The sequence below is a fragment of the Pseudomonas violetae genome, from assembly GCF_023072615.1.
Classification (GTDB): Bacteria; Pseudomonadota; Gammaproteobacteria; order Pseudomonadales; family Pseudomonadaceae; genus Aquipseudomonas; species Aquipseudomonas violetae.
In genome coordinates this window covers 1-23,802 of record NZ_JAKNRW010000024.1, presented here as the reverse complement: position 1 = coordinate 23,802, position 23,802 = coordinate 1, and the positions used below count along the sequence as shown (strand labels likewise).

Here is a 23,802-nt window from a genome sequence, read left to right as displayed (position 1 = left end):
GGCCCATTTGAACACGACTTTTTTGAGCTAGATCATATCGGACTCAAGAAAAAGCTGGTTGCGCGCATCAGAAAAGGGTTGGGCGTCACCCAAAAACCATCGTGCAAATATTCCCGGACGCATCTTTTCATGACGATCGATTAGGTCATCAATCACTTCGTTTCCAGCGTTGACAATTCGCTCGTATCCGTCATGGCCAACGGATTTCGTCAGGATCTTCTTCTGGCGGTCTAGGTTGCTACGCGCAAGCTCGAGCATGACAATGTTCGTATCCTCCCAGGTTGCTTTCGCAATCATTTGTAAAACTGCCTGTGCAATTTAAACGGTAATCCTGAACGGCATTGCTAGTATTGAAGTCGTGAGAAAAACCGCAGCCCGACAACACGACAATAGCCGCGACTGTCATTGAGTGTTCGTAGTCTGGCACACAGAGCCTCGGCCAATTTTTCATCAATGAAATCGACCCATAGCGGATACTTAACGGCTCATTAAGACGTGCGGGAATGTCGTAGGGTGCCAGTGCTTACGGCAAGTCATGCGTATTCCCGCACTTTCGGGCTCTGCTAGAAGTTCCACTCCTCAGCCCGAACTAGCTGGCAGAACGGCCCATCAAGAGTTGCATTGTGATGAGCGACGATTTTCTCAGCTTTCATCACTGCCGTGTCTGAACAGGTATGGCCTTCGGCGATGAGCACCGCATCGAAGCCTAGATCACGAGCAGCACGGCAGGTGCTGTCGACGCAGTATTGAGTTTTCATCCCAGTGACTACCACACCGGTAGCGCCGCAAGAGCGCAGATTGTCAGCTAGGTCGGTCATTTCAAAGGCGTTGGGCCGCCGTTTTTCGAACACCACTTCTCCACCCAGCAACTTCAGCTCCTGTGCAACCATCGTAAGCGGGCTGCCTGGTTCAATTGGAGATCCAGCGGGCCCGATGTGGCGAGCGAGAAAAATCGGAGCGCCTGCGCTACGTGCCTTGTCCATCAGGGTATTCAGTGTTTCCAACAACTCTTCGCAGCGCCATAGTTTTTCAGGGCCGTGAACAAGCCCGACTTGGATATCGAGTATCAACAGGGCGTACATGGGTGCATCTCCTTGCGTTTGAGCCAGCGACACAAGGGCATAAAAAAGGCCCTGTCCATCGCTGGCGGGCCTTTGAAGTTCGTCTGCTATCGGCTCACGAAACCTCGCACGCTCCGCTTTCAGCGGTCGTGGTGGTGGTGGTGGTGGTAGTCGAGGTGAGGCAATAGGTAGTCATGAATCGACACTAGCAATATCGCAGCGAGCTGACAAGCCAAGATACTGGAGTGAGTGTTTTTGGCAGCTGGGGTAGTTTAAGTTTACGGATATCAGGCCTTGTGTAACTCAGGCAGGCTGCCAGTTATGCGGCAGCAACTGGTCTATTTCGCTCGCCCGCCGCGTCGACAGGCGCGTGAGTACGTCCTTCAAGTGCGTGGAAGCTCAGCCGGCAATGCAGTGGGCCTGGGCTTCTGCTTTTTCTCGGTCGCCGCTGGTGCTATTTGCAAGACTTGAAGCTCGGCTTCAATCGTTGCGATATCGGTATCAATCAGGTCATCGATCAAGCTGGCCTGTTCAGGATTCATCTGCTCGCTGCGTTTGGCGAACTTCAAGCGCTTGAGCTGTGCGATCTCGTGGGTCAGCTTCTCAATGATCGTCTGGTCGTGGTTGGGTAAATAACTTGGACGGACGGATACGGTTGAGCGCGCAATTCCGGCAGCCTTCAAAATTCCGTAGACAAGAAAAAGCCCCCTACTTGTGGGGGCTTTTTCAACCCTTGCGGGTTAGCCGATGCTCACGCCATGAGCTTCGGCCAGAGGCTTCAGCCCACCAGCGAAGCCTTGGCCGATCGCCTTGAACTTGAACTCTTCGCCAGCGCGATACAATTCGCCGAAGATCATTGCGGTTTCGGTAGAGGCGTCCTCGCTGAGGTCGTAGCGAGCCAACTCTTGACCATCAGCTTTGTTTACAACGCGAATGTAAGCGTTGGCAACCTGACCGAAGCTCTGCTTGCGTGCGTCCGAGTCGTGAATGGTCACAGCGAACACCAGTTTTTTTACTGCCGCCGTCAGGCCAGTCAGCTTGACGGTGGCTTGTTCGTCATCACCTTCGCCCTCGCCAGATTGGTTGTCGCCCATATGCTCGACCGAACCGTCAGCAGATTTCTTATTGTTGTAAAAGATGAAGCTATTATCGTCCAGCACTTTGCCGTTCTCGCCCACGATGAAGATTGAAGCGTCGAGGTCGAATTTGGCACCGTCAGTAACTCGAGCATCCCAACCTAGGCCCACAACTACTTCAGTCAGACCAGGGGCTTCTTTAGAAAGTGAAACGTTGCCGCCCTTAGCAAGTGAAACTGCCATTTGTCTTTCCTTTTCAATTAGTTAGGTACGGCTTAAAACGCCATGCCATAGTTGTTTGCCAGAGCTTTCAGACCGCCGGCATAGCCTTCGCCAATGGCGCGGAATTTCCATTCAGTCCCGTTGCGATACAGCTCAGCGAAAACCATTGCGGTCTGGGTCGACGCGTCTTCAGCCAAGTCATAACGAACTACTTCAGCACCAGTCACCTCGTTGACGACCCGAATAAACGAACCACCGACCTGACCAAAATTCTGCTTACGGGCGTCTGCATCATGGATGGTGACGATAAAAACCACTTTATCCACGTCGGCAGGCACACGGCTCAGGTCGACCTTGAGCACTTCGTCATCTCCGTCGCCTGCGCCGGTACGATTGTCGCCGGTATGCTCAACGGAACCGTCAGTGCTCTTGAGCTGGTTGTAAAACACGAAATCGGCTTCGCTTCGGACTTTGCCGTTTGCACCCAGCAGCAGAGCGCTCGCATCCAGGTCAAACTCAGCACCGTCAGTAGCGCGAGGGTCCCACCCAAGGCCGACCAGAATTTTGGTCAGGTTTGGGTCTGTTTTGGACAAACTCAGATTTCCGCCTTTCGAAAGTGTCAGGGCCATGATTTGTATCTCCTTGTGATGGGTGCTTCTCAGTTGTTTTCGGGTTGTACTTCTTCTTTGCCTGGGAAGATCAGGCTTGCGATGACACCTATTACCAAGACGACCAAAACGATCATCAGGCTGGTGTTTGCATCAATTGTGTAGCCGTGGTTGAACATGTGGTCGGTCGCATTCAGACCCAGCTTAATCGCGATGAAGAACAGTAGAGCAATCACCGATTTTTCCAGATGGACCAGGTACCGTTTCAACGCTTCAAGTACAAAGTACATGGTACGCAAGCCAAGGATGGCGAAAAGCATTGCCGAGTAAACGATCAAGGGTTCACGGCTTACCGCGATCACCGCCGGCACCGAGTCAAACGCAAAAAGGATATCGGATACTTCGGCAACAACTAGGCAAAGGAATAGAGGTGTAGCGAACAGCGTGCCCTTCGCCGCTAGGGTCATGCCTTTGTTTTCTGGTTTTTGCAGTTCAACCTGCAGCTCTTTACGGGTGACGAAGAACCTATTGCCGTGCAGCTTTGGCCAGACCGGGAACAGCTTTTGCGCGAAGCGGTAGGCCATATGCTTGGAGTAATCCTCCTCCTCTTCGTCATTACCACCCGCGCGCAGCATCATAACCGCAGTCCAGGCAACGATCACTGCAAAAACCACTTCAACCCACGGCCCGAAAGCCAGGAGCCCAGTACCGATGGCAACGAAAACACCGCGGAAAACGATCGCGCCAATAATACCCCAGTAGAGAACGCGGTGACGGAGGCCGTCTGGCACTTTGAACCAAGCGAAAATAGCCATGAAGACGAACAGATTGTCCACACTCAAGACTTTTTCAAGGGCATAACCAGTGACGAACAAGCTGGCTACATCGGGGCCGTGTTGAACGTAGAGGAAGCCAGCGAACGCCAGCGATATCGCGATCCAGAAGATCGACCAAATGGACGCCTTAACTAGCGATACCGGCTTGTCGCCGCGGTGCGTGACCATGTCGAGTAGCAGCGCGCCGACGGCGAGCCCTACGAAAACCGCCATGGTCAGGGGAGGAAATCCGATGCTAGTTTCCAAGGTAAAGCTCCTTAAAGATCGAAGTCAGCTGGGTTCAGATCCAGCTCGGCGCACACCAGGCGACACGCGGCCTTTTCTTCAGCGTCGAAATCACCATCCGAGGCACCAATAGCGCACCCAACGCGAACCAGCAGGCGGGCCGCACCGGGATCATTTTTGATCTTGCTGATAATCTTCAGCGCTTCGGCTTGACCAATCTGGAAATCAAATTCGAATTTTTCGCAGTGAGCCGTGAACGATTTGATTACGTCCGCCATGTCGAAGACTTTCAACTCAGGCGACTGGCTGATGAAGGCTGCCATTTTCTGCTTTTCAGCAGCCGACACGCCTCCGGACGCTGCGGCGATTAGCGCGCAGTTCGCCGTCATGGCGTTCATAAAGTTGGTATTTTTGTACTTCGTCACCTCAGTAGATAATTTGTCACGGGCAGCAGCCACGTTGTTTTTAAGCCATGAAAGCATTTGGGTCTTCCTCAGAGAGCGGGGCCAAAGGACCCCGCCGAATAATTTATTTAGAGCCAGCTCGCCAACTCATGCCCCAGCTGTAAGCCTTGTCCAACTGCGAGTGACCCCGATGGAAGTCGACACGCCGGGAGACCTTCACGGCGCCTTTATCATTTTCAAGCATCGCAATGGCACACATTCCTTCACGGCCGCCTTCTTCGTTGAGGCGAACCTCAATCTCGGGCTGGCCAGGAATGAATATCGTCACGACACCGTCGGTTTCCTTCCAGTTGGGAGCCCCTTCGTAGATGAAAGCAAAGACCAAGATGCGCTTGACCTCATTCCACTGCTGCCCGTTGATGTGCAGCCATTCACCACCGTCAACTGAACCCGTGCGGTCGTCACCCATCAGCTGGATATACGGTTCACTTTTCAAACTGCCGAACGAGTTGCCCAGGGCTTGAACAACGCCTTTGTAGCCGTCCTGCATCTCAAAGAGACAACCTACGTCCAAGTCGATGGATTTACTGGATTTGAAGAAACCACCGCTCTTCCCTTTGTTCCAGTTCAAGTTGACCTTGATTTCACCAAATCCTGCAGCAGTCTTTTCAAGACTGATCGTCGAACGAGTCTTGTCGAGGGTGATTTTGGTCAGGCTGATCGTCGGCTTCGCAGCTGGAGGTACAGTTGGTGCCGGCGGCGCAACTACTGGAGCAGGCGCAGGGGCAGGGGCAGCCACGTCGACACCGAAATTCTTGGCCAATGGTTCAAGCCCGCCGTTAAAGCCCTGTCCAACACACCGGAATTTCCACTCACCCTGACGACGATAAAATTCGCCAAGGATGAGCGCGGTTTCCTTCATGCCGCTAGTTGGGATCTGAGCTTCAATCCCACCAGACACGGCAACCGACAGTTGCGATACGCGTTCGAAGCTGGCTTTGTTTTCGTCGATCGTAGCGGTCAAAGCCACTTTCTCAATCACAGCTTCCAGACGGCTCAGATCCAACGTAAACACAGCGCGGCCGGAAGACGACTCAGTGAGTTGCACAGCGCCACCCAAGATGCTTGTTTGGCCGTAGAAACACATGTCCGAATCGCCACGAACCTTGCCCGAGGCACCGAGAATGAAAGCAGAAACATCTATATCTGCCCCCGGGATTGGAGAGTAATTGACATCAACTCGAAGCTGGCCGCTGGCAACCGGCGCGTTTCCACCAGGTACGAGGGCCGGCATTAGCTGAGCGCCTGTACAGCGAGGCTCACCAAGTCGTCCGCAGTCCGACCGTTGGTGGTCGTGCCGATTGCTTTGAAGTCCCAACCGCCGTTCTGCCGCGACAGGCTGGCCATGACTATGCCGGTGTGGCGACCACGCTCTGAAAGGTTGAAGCGGGCAAGTTCCGAGTTGTTGGCGGCATTCACAATACGGCAGTAAGCGTTTTCCACTTTCTCGAAGTTTTGGCCAGTGAAGCTGTTCACCGTAAACACCAAGTGCTGAACGCTGGCAGGGAGGCGCTGGAGATCCACACGAATAGTCTCGTCATCACCGTCGCCATCACCGGTCCGATTGTCACCAGAATGTTGGATCGAACCATCGCGCGACTGGAGCTGCCTGAACCACACCAGGTCAATGGGTTTCAGGCTGCCATCCAGGAGAATGCAGGAAGCGTCCAGATCGATCTCCCCTCCATTGCCCATCAACTTGCCCAGGAAGCCGGACTTCGCCGCGTCCCAACCCAGGCCGAGACCGATACTGGTCAAAGCGCTACCGGCCGTTTTTTCCAGAGAGATGGTTTGTTGTTTGCTCAGGGTAAGTGCCATCTTGTTACGCTCCTTGTTGATCGTCAGTATTCGCGTCGCGATCGAATTTGACCGCTATTTGCTGGTTGGTATGAGCAGCGACGCCCACGCCTGGTTTAACGCCAATGGCTCCCCGCAGCCGCAGACGGCGCCACGCAGGATGAAAGTATCGCCAGTGAGCTTCTTGCGCTGCGCTTAGCAATTCATAGTCTCCACGTGTATCTCCCCATGCCCTCAATCGGTATTGGGTCAAAGGTCCATACACTGCTTCAAGCCTTAGTACCTTGTTTTCGCACCTGCAGTTGTTGCCGGCAATTCGCCCGGTTAAAACGCCGGCGACTACCTCCAACTCGGTACCGATTAATTTGATGCCCAAGCGATCAGCGAATGGTTTAAGAATTAGAGCCGGAGATGCAGAACAGAGCGTCACCTCTGAGCCCGACTCAAGCTCGGCGACGACCGAACTCAACCCGGAGGGCCGCATAAGCTGAAACCAAGACACTGCGCAGAAATCCACAGCTTTTTTGCTCACCCATTCAGCGTCAACACCGGTCAGGAAAGTGCTGACCAATCGTGATTTGAGCTCGTCACGCGTCATTCGCCGGGCGAGGAAACTAATGCTTGGTAACGCAAGCATCAATACACGCCGGCTAAACTCACGACGTCCAAAAGCAAACTTCAGAAATGGGACAAAACTGTCATGCCGAGTAAGAGTTCCGTCAAAGTCAAAAACCGACAGCACTTTTTCCCCTCGAGTCTCAAGCCCAAGCACTTTCTCTTTCATCGAGCCACCTCGGCCAAACGAATCGGTGCGTCGCCGTGCACTGCATCGGGTTGCCGTACACCGTGCCACTCAGCGCGTTCAAGGATTTTCACCGCCCATTTGAAATGGGTTGCAGGCTCACACATCACGTCGTTGTGCTTGAATACGGCTGGGGCGATATCGCTGAGAATCAATTTCGCGCTGTTGAGATCCTCGAGACTCACCCGCAGCATGTCCTGAATAATGCTGATTTGGCTGGGATGAATTGCCGTTTTACCAACAAGTCCATGAGCAATGTCGAGCTCCAACTCCTCACTCAGCAAATTCGGAGTGGCGAGTTGCTCAAAGACAGGCGCAGTGAGAGCAAAACCCTGCGATCCCATAACTCCGGCCAACATCGGAATGACGTATCCCATAGGAGTGCTGTAGAGAGTCGTTGCTGGATTACGTCGAAGCCCCAGGCCGCCCATTAGATCGTTTCCGCCTATGCGCAAGGCAATTATTCGGTGATTCAGGTTTGCCTTGAGGGCTTGGCCCAACTCGACCATCGCGACCGGATTGAATACGTCAGCGGTCTCCAGTGTTGGCATCAGGAACAGTTCAGGATTAGTCACCGCCTGCTCCCAGGCGCCGAGATTTCGCAACGTTAACTTCGGAACTACGAACCCATCGACGTGCTTCATCAACGGCCAATCATTCAGCACCGCCGCCATCCCCGAGTCTCGGGGTCGAACGAACAGCAAAGGGCCGTCCGCCGGGCGACCACCACGGTCGTTGATCGCCGATAGCAGGACATGAAGGTTGCTCAGTGCCGTTTCTACATCGATGGCTGCTACAGCGTCTTCGAGACAAACCACCAAAGAACGCAGCTCCGGTAACTTGCCACGGAAAACCACATCCAGCAGATCTACCCGAGTTGCAGGCATGTAGAGAGTCGCACCCAGCGCACAGGGCGATAGGATCTTCATCCGCTCACACTCCGAATGATGGTCACTGCTCTGTAAGGCCCCAACGCGTCGCCAACCTCCTCGACAGGAACGCCGGCACTTTCAGTCAGGTGCATTAATAGCTGCACGTCGCTATCGCTACGATCGCGAACCAGTACATGGTCAGGAACGCGGCGCAACACTGCACGTGTTGCCTCAGCAATGCCCGGCTTAACCCGATTTAGATTGGTAATGTCAAAACGAGCGGCCAACGACTCAATCACATGCCGGGCTGCGGCTTGGAGTTCGAGTTGCTCGCTGTAAGTCCAAGGCGTAGCAGGTGCGACAGTACCCAGCGCTTTGCGATGAGTTTCAAGGCGCTCGATGAAATCGCGGGTCACATCGTGCATTTGCAAATGGTCGTACACGACACAGCCATGGAGGCCCCCATTGGCAGGCCAGATTGAACGTGAAACCAGACCCGACACGGTGGCCCCAAGAATGCCGGATGGAATGACCCAGTCTTCGGCTGAGGCGCATAGCCAGGCTCGACCGCATGGGTCCGCCAGAACAACCAGGCGCGGAGCTAGCGGAAACCGAGAGTCTCCATTGAGGCACCGTTGAATCTCGCCAGAGATTGCACCCTTACCGGTCCAGCCGTCGACGAAGACGATGTTCTCAGCGCCATGCGCCTTGACGATCGCTTCAAGCGCTACGGTGTCGATGCCTCGATCACGAACGATGCTGATGCCGTAATGGTGAGCGTCGCGACCCATGTCGATCAGTGCACGACGCAGCAATACACCCAGCGGCAGTCCGGCACGAACGAATGAAACCAGAACAATCGCATGGCCGGTACAGTCCTTATTCAAGGCCAAAGCGAGAGCCTGAACATCAGTGGCCATGCGGACACCGTTTTGTTGGAGCGAGCGCTCATAGAGTGCCTTGTGGACGTCAGTTGGTGCAGTCTCCAGGCTGATCATCTCGGAGTAGTGCTTCTGCTTCGATTGAATCAGGCGCTCCTTCTCTTCGAGGTCTGTTACCTCCATCCGCACAGGCTGCAGCAGGAAGTGGACGTCGTTGGGAAGATAGCTACCGCTACCCACAGTGTTCAGGTCAGCCATGGGGAGAGTCATTCCGTTTGATCTCCAACTAACCTGGCCAGTTGGCTGCGCGCCGGAGTCGCCCACATATGGCATTCATCCATGAAACCGAGGTCAGTAATGCTGTCGCCAAAGCCAAGCACTGGCCGGTCACCATTGATCTCACGATCGCGGCGCAGCAGTTCCTGGACAGCTGCCTTCTTGGACAACCCCGTCGGCAAAAAGGCGAGATTGTTGCTGTTCGTGTGGATGTGCATACCATCCAATAGACCCCGGGCCCGGACTTCTTCCAGCACTGTTTCCAAGACGTCATCATTGGATTCGTTATGCTTGGTCACCACGTAGTTGCGCAGACCTTCCTCTTCAACCACCCAACCGCGCAATGAGATGCCGAGCGCTTTGCCGATAGCCAGCGTCTCGGCGCTCAACTCCGGTAGTCGGCGCTGGAAGTCGACTAAAACTACGCTCATGTGTGATTGCCATTCCTGATCGAGCTTTCCATCGGGACCGAGAATCACGCCGCCATGGGAACAGACAGCGCCGTGGGCAAACGGAAGCCTCACCCGACGGAATGCCTCGATACTACGAGCTGTAACGGGCACAACATCTGTCGAAGACAGCAACCATTCGAAAAGGGATTTTTGGACGGAACTCATATATCCGTTTGGCTGACCTTCAATGTCGAAGGTTGCGGGATGACGTGGTGTACCCTCCTTCATTTTGCGTGCAGTCTGGAACAGAGTGTCGTCGAGGTCGGCCAAGACCAATGGACGATTATTGACCATCGACAATTACCTCCGCGTTCAAGGCTTCAACAAGTTCGGCGGGGACTGCTTGTGCCGGTGTTTCCGCACAGATCAGCACACGATCGAATTGACCCGGGCGCACGTTGTAGAGGTAATTAGGAATGCCGAGGCCATAGTTGTCCGAGAATGAAAGGGCGTGACCGATGGCGTGGCCCAAGGCGATCGGGGAACGACTTGTAGAGCTGAAATGCACATCGCCCCCCAAACGTTCCAGTCGTTCAGCAAGCAGGAATGGACGCCATACAAACTCACTGGTACCAACTACGAGAATGCGTTCTCCCTCCTTGATCTGCAGGTCGGGCGCCAGGCTGTCTTCAACTTCGCGAACACCAAGACGGCCCCAATCATTTTTAGGGGAAAGCGGCCACTCGCCTGCTGCGACGGTGCCAACCGATGGCATCACCGGCAATGGAGCCTCTACGTCCTCATGGAATTCGTAGGAACCCTGCAACAAAGAAACCTGGTGCGCGGATGCGCCAATGGTGTTGCGGACAGCATCGCGGGACCAATCCGTCAGCACGCAAGTCACGACTTGCTCAACCTGGGTCAGCCCAGCATCAACCAACGCACGGTGCAGATTGATAAACGTTTTTCCGGTAGAGGCTTCGTCGTCTACCAATACCAACGAACGGGCATTGAGCATCATTTCCCGAACATCAAGATCGACTGGCAAATGTATCAAGTGAGCACTGGCGTGGCTGTGCTCCTCTTCAAAGCGTGTGAAGAGCTCGGTACCCGTCGGGTGTCGGGTACTGACCAAATAAACCGTGTCAGGGCGAGTAGCACTGAAGGCTCTATGAACGCCAGCGCCCAAGCCAACGGCTGTCTCCGCCATCCCGATCACGAGCACCGGACCGGGCAAATTTGCTGGAATTTCCGCTGCCAGGCTTTCGAAACTTACATTCATAACAGATGGGCGTACGGGGATATGACGGCCCAGTACTTTGGACACGAACAAAAACGCACGCTTCGGATTGTGACGCTCGGCAAAGCCGAACAAAGAGTTCGGGGCGATGAGTGATCCATCTACTTTCACTTCGAGCATTCCGCGCATCAGTTGCGCGCTGAGCGCTTGTGTACCTGCGTTACTTTCCATGAACAACATTCCTAGGTATGCGTGAGGTCAAACCCGCAGGTTTTCAAGTCAAATTAGAGGTCAGAAATTCCGGGCTTCGACACGCCACAGAGACGACTGAACATCACGCGCCAGCTCAGCCGTTGTAAAAGTTTTTCCAGTAGGCGTTTTTCTGGAATCGACGCGGCAAGCCTCAAGGAATGACAGGAGGAGCGAAGCCTTAATGGCAAAGTTCATGTTCTGCGCGTCTTGCACTGTTGAAGTTACCAAGCCGACAACCCCTCCTGTGCAGTCGAACAGCGGGCTACCACTGGAGCCAGGTTGAATGGGGGCTGTAAACTGAAACAGGCTTGCATCGTTATGCAACCCGAACAATCCTGAAACTCCACCCTGAGTCACCTGCACACCCCCCCCCGCAAAACCGGAGAGTGGGAAGCCCAAAGCGACTACACTTTCGCCCAGGTCGCAGCCAAATCCTTCTCTAAAGGTCACAGGGTTCAGGGCCGGGGATTCCAGCACCCTGAGAAGCGCTATGTCATTTCGTCGATCAACCACCACGGGCTCGGCGCGAAAACGCCCTTCGAAGGAAGATATGTAAATTTCCTGCATGCCTTCAACTACGTGAGCGCAGGTTAAAACGTGACTGGGGGAAATTGCGAAGCAGGTGCCTGTTGCACCATTAGCGGGACGGTCAACATCGGACGGGCTTGTCCGCGCCTTAGGGTGAGCATCATTGATTTCCAGCCCGATGCGGCGGCCAAACGCGGCAAGGCCATAGGCTGAGCCTTCGGCCAGCCCACGAAACTTCCATTGTTGATTACGGCTGTAGAACTCGCCGATGATGATCGCCGACTCGCCGTTTTCGCCAAGATCCAAGCTGTAATCGATTTGGCCATCTACCTGCAAACGCAAAGTCCGAAGGTCGCTCACCGGGCCGACAGCGGAGTAGGTGTAGACCATGAGCAGAACGCGATCACTACCTTCGGGCAGCGATGCCAGATTCAACTTACAGCCGACTTTGTCCTTGTCTCCACTCCATTCCATCCAACCATGGACAGTTTGGAACAGCGCGGGCTCGCCTGTGGGACGTCGTTTATCGTCGACCGGCAATATCGCGACCGCAGCATAGTCCCCGAATGCCGAGGACTTGCCGCATTCCAGAGTCCATTCACTCCGTGCGCTAGATATTGCGGTGTTTGCGCCAAGCGCCAGCACCATCATTCCTTGACTTCTCCTTGACTACTCGCATCTAAACAACAAATGCAGAATCGTATCAACAACATACAGGCAGTATCAGAATGATGCTACAGCCGCAACCGTGATACCTTTCACGCGAACGTTCGGCCGCCAGATGGTCTTCGGCTCAGGTAGGCCCAGCCGTCGGGCAGCAAAAATACCCGGCAAATTGGTGCCTGTAGCACGGGTGTAGCCGATACCACCTGAGTAGCGCGGGTTGATTTCCAATAAATGCGGTTTCCCAAACGCGTCGTCTCTGGTCTGCACATTCACAATGCCATCACAGCCGAAATGTTCAGCAGCTTTGAGCGCAAGTTCAACAGCGGGCCCTTCGCGATCAAAACTCTGAAACGCGCCCTCTTTTCGACGGCTGACAAAAGCAACTGCCCTCCCCGATTCGCAAACCATATCAATGGAGCACTCACTGCCAACCATGTAAGGCATCATGAGCATAGGTGCCGGGGTGTCACCCGCGCAGTAAGCGCGCATGTACATTTCGAAGTTAGTCTCTCGTGCGTCTGGGTCTGCAAAGCAACGAAACGGATCAGCGTCCGCTTTGAAACGCCAGAATCCCTGGCCATAAATACCTACCGCAGGTTTAACGCATACCTCACCAATTGCCGATATGGTCTCGTAAGCTGCGAACATCTCTTCGGCGTTCACAGCAGTGATGCCAGGCACGCAGGCCAAGCCAGCTTGCTCTGCTTCAGCGGTGAATCGGCTCTTGTCATCAACCCTGTCGAACGTGGACATGGACCTGCCACCGGTGACAAGCACAAGCGCCGCTTGTTCAAATCGTGCGCGAGCCTGCTCGAAAACGTTGCCGACACGTCCTGCTACTATGACCTTGATATTGTGAGCCAGAGCAGTAGCGATGACCCACTCAATTCGCTCTTCATTCTCTTTAGGTTCCATGAAACTGAAGTCAGCTAGTGAGGTAATCTCAGGACGGTCCTGGCGATGTGAAGCAAAAATTTTCACTTCTACCGGCAACGCCTCGCGCGCACCGATAATTACGTCACGCTGGCTGGATTGCCCTTCAAGAAACCAGATCATAAATTGCCTCGCTGAGTGATGCGCTCTGTTAGCAGCATTTGTTTGTATATCGACGCTGACAAATTCCGATTGTAGGACTGGAAAATAACGTCTCCAGGTAAAGCCTCAGGGCAAAAATTCACTAACGATTTCAACACCGTGTATCAAGCAAGCTGGATAACAAACCTGAGTGGCCGCAGGCTGTTCCGACTTTGCCCTGTGAGAAAATTAGCATTTGAGACCTGAATCGGTGGATAAATGTCAGGGCGAAGCAACAGCGAAAAGGCTGTGTAGTCAAGACTTGTTGTGGCACAAGCCCATTGAGCTCTAATAAATATGAATACGAAAAGCAGCTCTACTATTCCTATTCTGCTGGGTAATTAAATCAACAGTCCACCAGCAAACCATTTCAACATATGAAAACCTACACACCTAAAAATGGTCCTGCGGTTCCAGTCTCTGCCCCGTCGCTCGACCAGAAGCAGATATGACCACCATGTTGCACCCGCTATGCTGAGTAGGTTTCCATATAGCACCTCGCATGCCACAGCGGGCGCTGACTAAACGCCGCGGTGAACAATCAAAGGATTTGATGGGTGGGAGCGTGGCGAATCGAAGCGAGAATTTGATCAAAAACGAGCTCCACGCCCCCCATAGCTGCTCATGTCGAAGACATCTCCTCACGTTTCCCGAGTGAGCCTCTACCTCTTAGAGGCTGTACGCCAAAGAAGTGCAATATCGCGTGCGCGCTCCTGCAGCAGTCGAGGCGCTTGTGAGCAGGCATCCGCGAGAGTCATTGGACCGGAAACTAAAGCAAAGGCGGCGGTAATCGAGTGGTCGTAAAGTGCCTCATATCCTTCACCTAGGGTGCCGGCGAGAAGCAAAACCGGCACATCATGCTCACGCGCTATGCGTGCTACTCCGATGGGGGTTTTACCCCTCAGCGTTTGAGCATCACAGCGGCCTTCACCAGTGATCACCAGATCCGCCCCTTTAATCTTTTCCGAAAGACCAACTAACTCTGCGACGACTTCGACGCCGGGCCGAAAATTAGCACCAAGAAATGCCCTGGCCGCGAACCCCATGCCACCGGCAGCTCCTGCACCAGCAATGTCGCGTACGTCTTCGTCGAGCACAGAAGCACTACAGTCGGCAAAGCGGGCCAAAGCAGTATCCAGCAGTTGCACCTGCTCGCAACTTGCTCCCTTCTGGCGACCAAATACATGCGATGCACCCTGCGGGCCACACAAGGGGTTGTCGACGTCTGCAGCCACCTCAAAGAGGACTGCTCGGAGACGCGGATCCAGACCGGAGAGCTCGATGCGAGACAAGCTCATCAATGCCAGTCCGCCAGGTGGAAGTTCGTTTCCTCCAATGTCGTAAAAACCGGCCCCGAGTGCGCTTAACATTCCAGCCCCCCCATCATTTGTCGCGCTGCCACCGATAGTCAGGATGATCTTTTTCGCACCAGCATCCGCGGCTTCAAGAATCAGTTGCCCAGTACCAAAAGACGAGGTAATGGAGGCGTCACGGCTTGCTAAGGGTATTAGTTGAAGGCCGCTAGCTTCGGCCATTTCGATGATCGCCGTTTTGGTGTTGGGCAGCCACGCCCACCGAGCGGTAACAACGTCTCCCAACGGCCCATGCACTTTTGCCTCGCGTCTTTCACCCTTTACTACAGCGAGGATAGCGTCAACGGTCCCTTCCCCGCCGTCTGCCATAGGGCAAAGCACCAGCTCGGCATTTGGGAGTGCCTGTAGAAGGCCGCATGCGATCGCTTCAGCCACTCCCTCGGAACTCAAGCTGTCTTTGAACGAATCTGGAGCAATCACAATTTTCATAATTATTCTCAATCGGTGGGCGGACCAGGTGTAAAATACCTCATGAGATTAGTACCGGATTAGCGATTTTTTGTACACAATACTTGAGATTATTGAGTACATTTAATGGAAATAAATTAAACATGTTCATCGGACGACTCGCCACTTTGACCGGCTGCACACCCAAAGCTATCCGGCTGTATGAACAGATGGGCTTGATCAACGAGCCGCAACGCCAAGGTCGCTATCGGATCTACAACGCTCATCACGTGGAAATCGTTCACCTCATTCGCAAGGCGCAAAATGCCGGCTTCAAACTGGCGGAGATGAGCCCGCTCATCAGCGCCAAGAACCAGCTCAAGGCATTTCCATTGGCGCTAGCCAACGACGCCGTCGACGCCAAGCGCCAGCAAATAGACGAAAAAATCACTGAGTTGCAGGCGCTGGACCTGCACTTGCTCGAACTCAAGGAAGAGATGAACTCAATGTTCGGTCCTGCGACAGCTCCTGATAAGGCTGAGCTGATCGCCTGCCCAGATAAACCAACGCCGACCGCAGCACCTCCTCAGGCGGTCGCGGGTTGAATCCCAGCTCAGCCTTCGCCTTGACGAGGCTGTACTCCTGCCGAACTTCATGGAACATCCGCACCTGACTGACCAATAGCTGCGCAGGCTTGCCCGTCAGTTGCGCGGCCCGCTCCTGCAGCCAGGCGAGGCAGGCCAACAGCCAGCGCGGGGCTCGCGGTGGCTGGCGATAACCCGGCCACAGTGAATTTGCGGCGTCGACCAGATCGACGAGCGACGATGAGTGCTCATTCGCCAGAATATAGCGCTGCCCTGCCCGGCCCTTTTCAGCAGCCAGCATCAAACCCTGCGCCACGTCCCGCACGTCCACAAAATTGAAATAAAATCGCGGATCCAGCGGAAGCTGACGCAGCCTGACGGACTCCAGAAACCTCATGGTGTCGGTTAGCTGCGTTGCATTCGGCCCCACCATCGCCGAGGGCAACACCGACACCATCCACAGCCCCAGTTCGGCGGCAGTCCGCCAGGCCATTTGCTCGGAGAGAATCTTGGATTTGTAATAGGCGTTATCAGCCTCGTCATTCCAGTGTGTTTCATCCATTGCACTGCCGTCATGGCCGATCGCGGCGACAGAACTTACATAGACGACACGCTTGACGCCTGCCCGTGCCGCGGCCTGCAACACGACACGTGTGCCGCGCACATTGGGCTCTACAATCTCGGTTTGTGGGTGTTTGGCCCAGTGCTTGAAAACTGCCGCGGCTTGAAACAAGACGTCTACGCCGGTGAGTGCCTCGAGCATGGCGGGGCCGTCCAGCAACTCGGCGTAGACCAGTTCGCAATCGAGGCCGACAAAGGGCGTCGTTTGGGTGATGTCACGCACTCCGGCCCGGACTTTGTAGCCCTTGTTGAGTAGTGCCCTGACCAGGGTGTTGCCGAGGTGACCGTTGGCGCCGGTGACGAGACATAGTTTGCTCATTGAAGCTCCTTTTTCCTGGCGGTGAAGGGTTTTTCTTTCAGGATTGGGAGGATCGTAGAGTCTGTCCCTTGGGACAGAGTCAAGGCGCGGAGGATTTGAGTTTCGTGCTGAAAAACTGGTGTGGGTTTCAGTGTTTTTACCGATTAAACATCCTCCAGAACCCGTTTAAATAGCGGCCTGCTTACCTCCTGAAAACTACAAGAACTTGCGTCGTTGCCTACTGCAAAATTGCACTCCACTTGGCCGCCCGTTTGCATTCAACCTGACCAGTCATTTGCATTCGTTCTGAACACCGATTGCATCGGAATTGACCAACACGATTTGTAACCATCACCGGCAGAGAAGGGTCAAAAGCTGCCGGTGGCGACCGACAGGAAATGGCCAACTTTTGCCTATCGCCACCGCCACCGTTGGGGCGAAAATGATCGCATAAGAAGTTGCTGCACTTCCTTAGCAGCCAAAAAAGTCGAAGCAAAATGGGGCTAGAGCCGCATCAGGGGGAGCGGACTGAATGGATGGGTATGCAGCATGCCGAAAGGTGTCATACCCAACATGAGACGGCCTCCAACTAAGGCGCTTCGATGGATCTACGCGCCGTTTCAGATATGTGCTCCTCAGGATTTTACAAACGCCAGAAGGTCGGCATTCAGCCGTTCTTTATGGGTGTCGGTAATGCCATGAGGAGCGCCTTCGTAGACGATCAATTGGCTGTTCTTGATCAGTTTGGCCGAAGCACGGCCAGACGCATCGATAGGTACGATCTGATCGTCATCACCATGGATGATCAGTGTTGGCACATCGAACGTCTTCAGATCCTGGGTGAAATCGGTTTCCGAAAATGCCTTGATGCTGTCGTAAGTATTTTTGTGGCCACCCAACATGCCTTGCATCCACCACGCATTGATGACCCCTTGCGATGGCTTCGCACCTGGGCGGTTGTAGCCAAAGAACGGACCACTCGGGATGTCGATGAACAACTGTGATCTGTTGGCCACAAAGTCTGCGCGAATGTCATCGAATACTTTGATGGGCAAGCCACCGGGATTGGCTTCGGTTTTGATCATCAGGGGTGGTACTGCGGAAATGAGCCCGGCCTTTTTCACGCGTTTGGTGCCATGACGACCGATGTACCTCGCGACCTCGCCTCCACCCGTGGAGAAACCGAACAGGGTCGCGTCCTTCACATCAAGGTGGTCGAGCAACTGCGCCAGATCATCCGCATAGTGGTCCATGTCATTGCCGTCCCAGGGTTGGCTGGAGCGACCATGACCGCGCCGATCGTGGGCGATGCAGCGACAGCCGTTAGAGGCCAGGTGAAACATCTGAGATTCCCAACTGTCCGCGTCTAGCGGCCAGCCATGGCTGAAGACCACAACCGGGCCTTTACCCCAATCCTTGTAATAAATGTCTACGCCTTCTTTGGTGATAAAAGTACTCATGGTTTTGCGCACTCCCTTGGAGGTTTTCTGGGTGGAAGCGGGTGTAGCGGGTTGCGAAGCCGCCAGGCTCAAGCTCGGCAGCCAGGAGCCAATCGCCAGGACGGCGCTGCCCATGAGGAGCGTGCGCCGGGCTTGATCAATGTCGGATTTTCGTTTTGTCATGATGTCCTCGAACTGTTGCCATGGCTTAAACCTCACTGCCTATCGAGCAGTGGAATCTCGAAACTCACGAGATTCCACCGCGTGACCTCCTATTCCCACTCATCCCCGCTGGCAGCCGTCAACGGGAAAGCCAGGTTGGCCACGATCATCCGTTTGCCCTGGACCGCACCGCCGGATGGAAACAGCAATCCCTTGGGCGCACCGTCTGCGCCGATGCCCAGAAATTGCCCGACACGCGCCCTCACCCGCCCCTGCTCGTCGAGGGCGACCATCGCATCAGACTGATTAGACGCCACCCATAAAGAGCCATCGTGAAACAACAAGCCATCGGCCCCGAAAACACTTTCCGCGAGGACACTCACGGGCCCACCGAGCATGAGCATTCGCAACACACGACCATCGCCAGCATTGTTGATATAGAGCAAGGTTTCGTCGGCATTGAACGCGAGCCCGTTGGCGCCGAATGGCAATGTGGCTGTCGCGGCCAACAACGGATCACGGGCGATGGTTGATAAGGCGCAAGGCGCGCACGAGGTAGCCTTGTCGACGCGATAGATCGCGCCTTGAAAAGAGTCGGAGATGTACAAGTTGCCGTGACGATCGAAAACCATACCGTTAGGTCCGGGCATGCCCTTGGAATCAAAGGTGATCAAATCCTGGCTGCCGTCCGGATTAGCGACGTGGTGCGGCGGTGGCGCTGGGGGCGTCAGCGCGACGAATGTCAAAAGACCCTCGACGGGGGTTGCGGACGTGAAGTCGGCAGCTATGCGCTGCAATTTCGAACCACCAAAATTCAGGATGTAAATCTGGCCATCCTTGAATTCGACGCCAGTGAGTGGCGTCTGACCAAAGTGACGCTGGGCAAGCAGTTTGCCGTCGGCTGAGTAGCGCAGCAGCTGGTTGTTGCGCAATGTCGCGGGAGCACGTACGTCAAATGTGCCAATATAGACTTCGCCATTCAGCGGATTCACCGCCAAACCCTCGGGGTTACGAACACCTTCAGGCAGTTCGACGAAAGGTTTTACCGGCCCGTACATCACGTCCGGCTGCGCCGCTTCGAGCAAGCCGACCGGCAATAAGGAAAAGGCGAACACCACGGCCATGCAGAGCCTTATGCTCACTTCTGGCACTCCCATTACTGTGAGTCGGACGATCAAGCGGATTTGCTTACAGGTTCGACAGGCAAAGCATGCGCAAATTGATCAGGTGCTAACTACGTAAATTCGGCAAGTTGAACGGCTGCAAGCAATTATCAGAGCCCTACGCCGCCAAGAGAATATCTGGCGAATTTGCCTGTTTTACGTAGTTCCGTCCTCCAGATGGAGAGAATCTTTGCCAACTTGACCGAGCTTGATAGCAGGTTGAAATGGATAAGCCTCTGGCCATGCTCTTGATTAAAAATACTGTGCCGTCAACGGCGCGTGCCGGCTGGCAGCAAGCAAAGCGCCAAGCCAAAATCGCTAGGGTGATGGAGTTACTGAAACGCTACGACGAGCAACCTATTCGCCTGTCCGAGCTGTGCCGCCAGGCGGGTGTCAGCGAACGTACATTGCGCTCGATATTTAAGGAAGTGTTTTGCGTCGGCCCCAATCGCTACCTGCACATCCGCCGGCTGCACCTGGTCCGCGTAGCACTGTCGATAGCTAATCCGAATAGCGAGACTGTCAGCCAGATAGCCCTGCGATTCGGCTTTTCCGACAGCGGCCGCATGGCCTCCGATTACCACAAGCTGTTCGGCGAATACCCAAGCAAAACCCTGATGCGTATGCTGTTGTGAGAGTCAGCACTTATGGATGAGTCAACGACTTCGCGGCTTTCAGTGATTGCGCCGGGAGCGCTCCAAAATACTGGCGGTATAGGCTGGCGAATCGACCAAAGTCCCACACGCCGAAGCGCGCGCATATGCTTGTAATCGTATCTTCGGGCCCAGCGTGACGGATAGCATTGCGAATCCCATGCAAGCGGCGAATCATCAGATAGCGATGCGGACTCATGCCCAAGTATTCGTTGAAGACATTGCGTACTGTGCGCTCCGAGGCACACGTCGCCTGACAGATGTCTTCGGTGTAAACCGAATGGATCTCCAGAGTATCCAGCAATATCAGCGCACGCTTGAGTATCTCTTGGTGATCACGATGGTGCCGTGGTGCGGAGTTTAGAGGATCGACAGGCAGCAGCATGCGGAACACCACATCCATCACCTCCCGACGAGCGGCCTCCTCAGCTTCCTGGCTATGCAGAACCTCGGGGGTTTGGGCCTCGATGTGGAACAGACGACGTGCCAGCCACAGCAAAGGACCTAGATTGCGCTGGGCGTTGCTGACTAGGTTGCGATGCAAAACGCAAAAGTCGAACTCATCTTCTCGTGCCGATGCCCAGCGGAGCACTAACTCGGAGGACATCGCTACGGTAAGCCAACTGGCCGGGCTCTTCGCGTTGATGTGGAACATCGCATTGGGCACCATCCAGCCAATTCGTCGGCGGTTGAAGGAATGACCGTCGACCACCGTGGACTCGTGCCCCGTGAGCGGTAGGAAGATGTTGAAGTAACCTGGCAGGCCAATGCCGGTGTACACAGTGCCGGCACCCTCGCGGCCACTCATGAGTGCCACGCCGTTCAGGTCAACGACGTTGAGTTGCCAGTCGCGCTGCTGCCGCGTGCGCAGCACATACCGGCCTTGCACCCCGTATAGCGCCTCTTCGAACTCGTCGAACTCCGAGCAGATCAACTGCATCGTCCCACCTCACTGATCCCCTACAGTGGAAAGCAGCCTCCATGCCTAATCGGTCCAAGTGATGAGCATAGACTACGAAAATGAAAGGCAGACAGACGCCCAAGGCCGCCCATCTGCCTGCTCGGCACCACGGGTCAGCGGCTCAAGTAGTCCGAGGTGGAGATGACCGGTGCATAACCGAAGCTCAGCGCTGCCATGAATGCTGCATGCACGTGCGCGGCAGGAACCTTGACCCCGTTGAACTCAAGGTCTAGCGTCGCGCACGCATCGTGCAACACCGTGGTGGTGTAGCCGAAATCTACGGCTGCGCGAGTCATGGCATCCACACACATGTGGCTCATGTTGCCGACTACAACTACTTCGTTGATCCCATGCCGGTCGAGGATAGCTTTCAGTTCGGTATCACGAAAAGAATTGATGAAGTGCTTGAGCACCACCGGCTCGTCCTCGCGATTCTTCGCACTGTCGTGTATTTGAGCACCCTCGCTGCCGGGGCGAAAAAAAGGCGCGTTTTCGTCCTTGAACTCATGACGGATATGTACCACCAGATCACCCCGCTCGCGGAACCGGTCAATCACCCGCACCGCCTGCGCGGCAGCTTCCTCGACGTGGGAAAGTGCCCATCTGCCACCTGGAAAGTAGTCGTTCTGGATATCAACGACCACCAGAGCTTTCTTGTTCGAATCACCATTGCTCATGATCTTTCTCCCAATAACAGGTGCCGGATGGCATCGATTTGATCGCCAGTGTTATCGATTTTGATTACTGGCGGCGCTGCACCGCTCGGTATTGTTCGAGCACTTTAAGAACGAGCAAATATTCCTGAACTGCCAGGGTGATGGCTACGTAAAAACGGCAATTATTTGGGTGATGCGCATCCCCTCTTTGGATGTATTGCGAAACCACTGGAATTTTTCAGTGTTAGAAGGCATGCACTCAGTGCTCAGCCTTCCCAAGCCCCCCGCAAAAAAAACTCTGATCGTGATGGGCTCGGTGCCACTCGGCTATCTAAGCCTACGGTTTGTTGAGAGGAATTGCGAAACACCGGATTGAGTTGCGGTAGAAGTATGGATCGATTCTGTTGAAAAAGTCGGCCATGGTTGCGCATCGGAAAAATACGCGTCCGAGATTGAAATCTTTACTTTTGGAAGAGGCTTCCGGACTCGGATTTCACGTAGCAGCGTGCAAAAAAGGCGTTTTCACCAGTCAGTGGTCAGGTAGTTTGGGCTGACCGACTTTTTCAACAGAATCGATCGAAAGCGCTCCGTCGCGACTGGAGGCATCGGCCAAGAGAAGACGCTCCTGCACTGACATATTTCAACCATCCGCCAACCGATACAGCGCCTGAACGTGGGATATCACTAGCCCTGCGCGCTGCAAATTACGGCGACTTTGCGAGCCGGGCAGTGCTGTTGCGGCGATCACAAGGCTGCCGTGTTTCTTTGCTTGCTCTATCCGGTGAGATATCAGGGCTCCATGGTAGCCCAAGCCTCGCGCATTTTTTTGGGTGGCAGCCGTCCCAAGGTAGGCAATTCCATTGCTGGCCAAGTACATCAACGCTCCTGCAACGACCTGCCCATCCGCTTTAAGGACGTAGATTTTCAGACGGTCATTTGACATCAGCCCTGCAAACGAAGCCTGGCTCAACTGACGATGCTCTGGCGTGGTATGAAAGCCACTCGCATGAACAGCTGCGAACTCCGGAAGAGAGTTTGAAGTGGCCTCTTCGATGTCGAATGATAGGGGTTTCAAGATCACGTCTTCGATCGAGCACGCAAGCTGCAGGTGCGTCCACCCTCTCAAGCGCTCCAATCGCTCCGCCCCCGCAAAAGCGTACTGCTCCAACGTCGAGGCCTTCCCGATAAGAGGCGTTACTGTCGAATACTCTGCTGATTCCTTGAGCAAGCTCAGCAGTGACTGAGGGTTGCCGGTGTTATCACCGTAGATGCGATTGAACATCGGACTAGGTGTTGCCTTCACTTGAAAGCACGGAAAAGCCCCGTTGAAAAAAACACGAGCACCAAAAGGATTTCCACTCACCCGCGACAAGCTCTCAACGCGTGAACACAAATACTCGCTTTCTGCAGCCTCGATCGCATGAACCATTCCAACATCCATGTGCACAGTCCTTTTGCAAGATTTCCAAGGAAGGTAGCGGTAAATCAAACACTACGCACCTGCAACGACACCTACCAGTAGATAGGGCGCCCAACACTACGTTGGTCACTACTTGCTCACTGCGAACACCATCACCCGCCCCCGGAAGGCTCAGCTGCCACCACCACTTAGATCCGATGATGCTCCAGCAAAAAGTCCACAAACAATCGCACCCGCGCCGGCATGGCCGAGCCACCTACGAACACCGCATGAATCGGCTCCCGGTCGCCCGGGTTCCAGGCTTGCAGCAGTGGTATCAGGTCGCCGCGCTGTAAATCCTCGCTTACGGTGAACTCGCCGATACGCGCAATGCCGGCACCGACTCGCGCAAGTTGTGCCAGCGCTTCACCACTGCTGCATTCGATGTTGCCGCTGACCTTCAGGGAAAATTCTTTCCCTTCGCGGATGAACGGCCAGTTGGGTTCGGCACGCCGGAAGTTGAAGCCTAGGCAGTTGTGGCGTTGCAGGTCTTCCGGTTCCTGGGGGGTGCCGTGGCGCTGCAGATACGCGGGCGATGCCACCACGACCTCACCGGTGTCGCCCAGCCTGCGCGCGGTCAGCGGGCTGTCGGGCAGATGGCCAAAGCGTACCGCCACGTCGGCCTGGCCGCCGAGAATGTCGACCACTTCGTCGCCAAGGGTGAGGTCGACGACGATGTTCGGGTAGCGCGCGCTGAATGCTGCCACCAAAGGCACGATGGTCTGCCGCCCATGGCCAAGGGCGGCGCTGACCCGCAATCGCCCCCGGGGCACG

Annotated in this window: 25 protein-coding genes and 1 pseudogene; 2 read left to right on the top strand and 24 right to left on the bottom strand. The window is 54.8% G+C overall.

The window, feature by feature from the left end:
- Positions 1-27: 27 nt before the first annotated feature.
- From L9059_RS21995 to L9059_RS21915, 17 genes and pseudogenes are all read right to left on the bottom strand, one after another.
- On the bottom strand, positions 28-297 hold the full coding sequence (locus tag L9059_RS21995; protein WP_247293005.1) for a hypothetical protein: 270 nt from the start codon (positions 295-297) through the stop codon (positions 28-30).
- Positions 298-563: 266 nt separating this feature from the next.
- Complete coding sequence (locus L9059_RS21990) at positions 564-1,082, bottom strand: isochorismatase family protein (RefSeq protein ID WP_247293004.1); 519 nt, start codon at positions 1,080-1,082, stop codon at positions 564-566.
- Positions 1,083-1,447: 365 nt separating this feature from the next.
- A pseudogene (locus L9059_RS21985) lies at positions 1,448-1,687 on the bottom strand (transposase domain-containing protein); the annotation flags it as partial.
- Positions 1,688-1,801: 114 nt separating this feature from the next.
- On the bottom strand, positions 1,802-2,380 hold the full coding sequence (locus tag L9059_RS21980; RefSeq protein ID WP_247293003.1) for a TerD family protein: 579 nt from the start codon (positions 2,378-2,380) through the stop codon (positions 1,802-1,804).
- Positions 2,381-2,412: 32 nt separating this feature from the next.
- The gene (locus tag L9059_RS21975) at positions 2,413-2,988 is read right to left on the bottom strand and encodes a TerD family protein (RefSeq protein ID WP_247293002.1); all 576 of its coding nucleotides are present in this window, start codon (positions 2,986-2,988) and stop codon (positions 2,413-2,415) included.
- 29 nt (positions 2,989-3,017) lie between these two features.
- Positions 3,018-4,016, bottom strand: a complete 999-nt coding sequence (locus L9059_RS21970) for a TerC/Alx family metal homeostasis membrane protein (RefSeq protein ID WP_247293067.1) — start codon at positions 4,014-4,016, stop codon at positions 3,018-3,020.
- Positions 4,017-4,060: 44 nt separating this feature from the next.
- Positions 4,061-4,510, bottom strand: a complete 450-nt coding sequence (locus L9059_RS21965) for a tellurite resistance TerB family protein (RefSeq protein ID WP_247293001.1) — start codon at positions 4,508-4,510, stop codon at positions 4,061-4,063.
- A gap of 46 nt (positions 4,511-4,556) precedes the next feature.
- Positions 4,557-5,726, bottom strand: coding sequence for a TerD family protein (locus tag L9059_RS21960; protein ID WP_247293000.1), 1,170 nt, complete (start codon positions 5,724-5,726; stop codon positions 4,557-4,559).
- Positions 5,726-6,310, bottom strand: a complete 585-nt coding sequence (locus L9059_RS21955; RefSeq protein WP_247292999.1) for a TerD family protein — start codon at positions 6,308-6,310, stop codon at positions 5,726-5,728. Before L9059_RS21955 ends, L9059_RS21960 begins: the two co-directional genes overlap by 1 nt.
- A 4-nt stretch (positions 6,311-6,314) precedes the next feature.
- Positions 6,315-7,073: an HAD-IB family hydrolase gene (locus tag L9059_RS21950; protein WP_247292998.1), complete on the bottom strand. Its 759-nt coding sequence runs from the start codon at positions 7,071-7,073 to the stop codon at positions 6,315-6,317.
- A complete protein-coding gene (locus L9059_RS21945) occupies positions 7,070-8,020 on the bottom strand; it encodes an HpcH/HpaI aldolase/citrate lyase family protein (protein WP_247292997.1) in 951 nt (316 codons plus the stop codon). Before L9059_RS21945 ends, L9059_RS21950 begins: the two co-directional genes overlap by 4 nt.
- Positions 8,017-9,114: a cysteine protease StiP family protein gene (locus L9059_RS21940; RefSeq protein WP_247292996.1), complete on the bottom strand. Its 1,098-nt coding sequence runs from the start codon at positions 9,112-9,114 to the stop codon at positions 8,017-8,019. Before L9059_RS21940 ends, L9059_RS21945 begins: the two co-directional genes overlap by 4 nt.
- Positions 9,111-9,866: an HAD family hydrolase gene (locus L9059_RS21935; RefSeq protein ID WP_247292995.1), complete on the bottom strand. Its 756-nt coding sequence runs from the start codon at positions 9,864-9,866 to the stop codon at positions 9,111-9,113. The genes L9059_RS21940 and L9059_RS21935 overlap by 4 nt, the downstream gene beginning before the upstream one ends.
- Positions 9,856-10,983 carry a phosphoribosyltransferase domain-containing protein gene (locus tag L9059_RS21930; RefSeq protein WP_247292994.1) on the bottom strand — a complete coding sequence of 376 codons (1,128 nt, stop codon included), beginning with the start codon at positions 10,981-10,983 and terminating at the stop codon, positions 9,856-9,858. Before L9059_RS21930 ends, L9059_RS21935 begins: the two co-directional genes overlap by 11 nt.
- Before the next feature lie 60 nt (positions 10,984-11,043).
- Positions 11,044-12,183, bottom strand: coding sequence for a trypsin-like peptidase domain-containing protein (locus L9059_RS21925; RefSeq protein ID WP_247292993.1), 1,140 nt, complete (start codon positions 12,181-12,183; stop codon positions 11,044-11,046).
- Positions 12,184-12,255: 72 nt separating this feature from the next.
- On the bottom strand, positions 12,256-13,254 hold the full coding sequence (locus tag L9059_RS21920; protein ID WP_247292992.1) for an ATP-grasp domain-containing protein: 999 nt from the start codon (positions 13,252-13,254) through the stop codon (positions 12,256-12,258).
- A gap of 680 nt (positions 13,255-13,934) precedes the next feature.
- Positions 13,935-15,074, bottom strand: a complete 1,140-nt coding sequence (locus tag L9059_RS21915) for a glycerate kinase (protein ID WP_247292991.1) — start codon at positions 15,072-15,074, stop codon at positions 13,935-13,937.
- Positions 15,075-15,196: 122 nt separating this feature from the next.
- On the opposite strand from L9059_RS21915, the gene L9059_RS21910 reads away from it, so the two are divergent.
- A complete protein-coding gene (locus L9059_RS21910) occupies positions 15,197-15,637 on the top strand; it encodes a MerR family transcriptional regulator (RefSeq protein ID WP_247292990.1) in 441 nt (146 codons plus the stop codon).
- Here the strand turns inward: L9059_RS21910 and L9059_RS21905 are convergent.
- The 3 genes from L9059_RS21905 to L9059_RS21895 form a co-directional block, all read right to left on the bottom strand.
- Positions 15,519-16,556 (bottom strand): NAD-dependent epimerase/dehydratase family protein, encoded by a 1,038-nt coding sequence (locus L9059_RS21905; protein ID WP_247292989.1) that lies wholly within the window; start codon positions 16,554-16,556, stop codon positions 15,519-15,521. The two genes, L9059_RS21910 and L9059_RS21905, sit on opposite strands and share 119 nt — an antisense overlap.
- 614 nt (positions 16,557-17,170) lie before the next feature.
- Positions 17,171-17,995: an alpha/beta fold hydrolase gene (locus L9059_RS21900; protein WP_247293066.1), complete on the bottom strand. Its 825-nt coding sequence runs from the start codon at positions 17,993-17,995 to the stop codon at positions 17,171-17,173.
- A gap of 251 nt (positions 17,996-18,246) precedes the next feature.
- A complete protein-coding gene (locus tag L9059_RS21895) occupies positions 18,247-19,278 on the bottom strand; it encodes an SMP-30/gluconolactonase/LRE family protein (RefSeq protein ID WP_247292988.1) in 1,032 nt (343 codons plus the stop codon).
- Between the two features lie 245 nt (positions 19,279-19,523).
- Between L9059_RS21895 and L9059_RS21890 the strand changes: the two genes are divergently transcribed.
- A complete protein-coding gene (locus tag L9059_RS21890) occupies positions 19,524-19,934 on the top strand; it encodes a helix-turn-helix transcriptional regulator (protein ID WP_247292987.1) in 411 nt (136 codons plus the stop codon).
- A 10-nt stretch (positions 19,935-19,944) separates the two neighbouring features.
- Here L9059_RS21890 and L9059_RS21885 read toward each other — a convergent pair whose 3' ends face one another.
- The 4 genes from L9059_RS21885 to L9059_RS21870 form a co-directional block, all read right to left on the bottom strand.
- Positions 19,945-20,892 (bottom strand): helix-turn-helix domain-containing protein, encoded by a 948-nt coding sequence (locus L9059_RS21885; protein ID WP_247292986.1) that lies wholly within the window; start codon positions 20,890-20,892, stop codon positions 19,945-19,947.
- 134 nt (positions 20,893-21,026) lie between these two features.
- Positions 21,027-21,590, bottom strand: a complete 564-nt coding sequence (locus tag L9059_RS21880; protein ID WP_247292985.1) for a cysteine hydrolase family protein — start codon at positions 21,588-21,590, stop codon at positions 21,027-21,029.
- Positions 21,591-22,209: 619 nt separating this feature from the next.
- Positions 22,210-23,010, bottom strand: a complete 801-nt coding sequence (locus L9059_RS21875; RefSeq protein ID WP_247292984.1) for a GNAT family N-acetyltransferase — start codon at positions 23,008-23,010, stop codon at positions 22,210-22,212.
- A 167-nt stretch (positions 23,011-23,177) separates the two neighbouring features.
- Positions 23,178-23,802, bottom strand: a 625-nt coding sequence (locus tag L9059_RS21870; protein ID WP_247292983.1) for a LysR substrate-binding domain-containing protein, incomplete at its 5' end; no start/stop codon positions are given.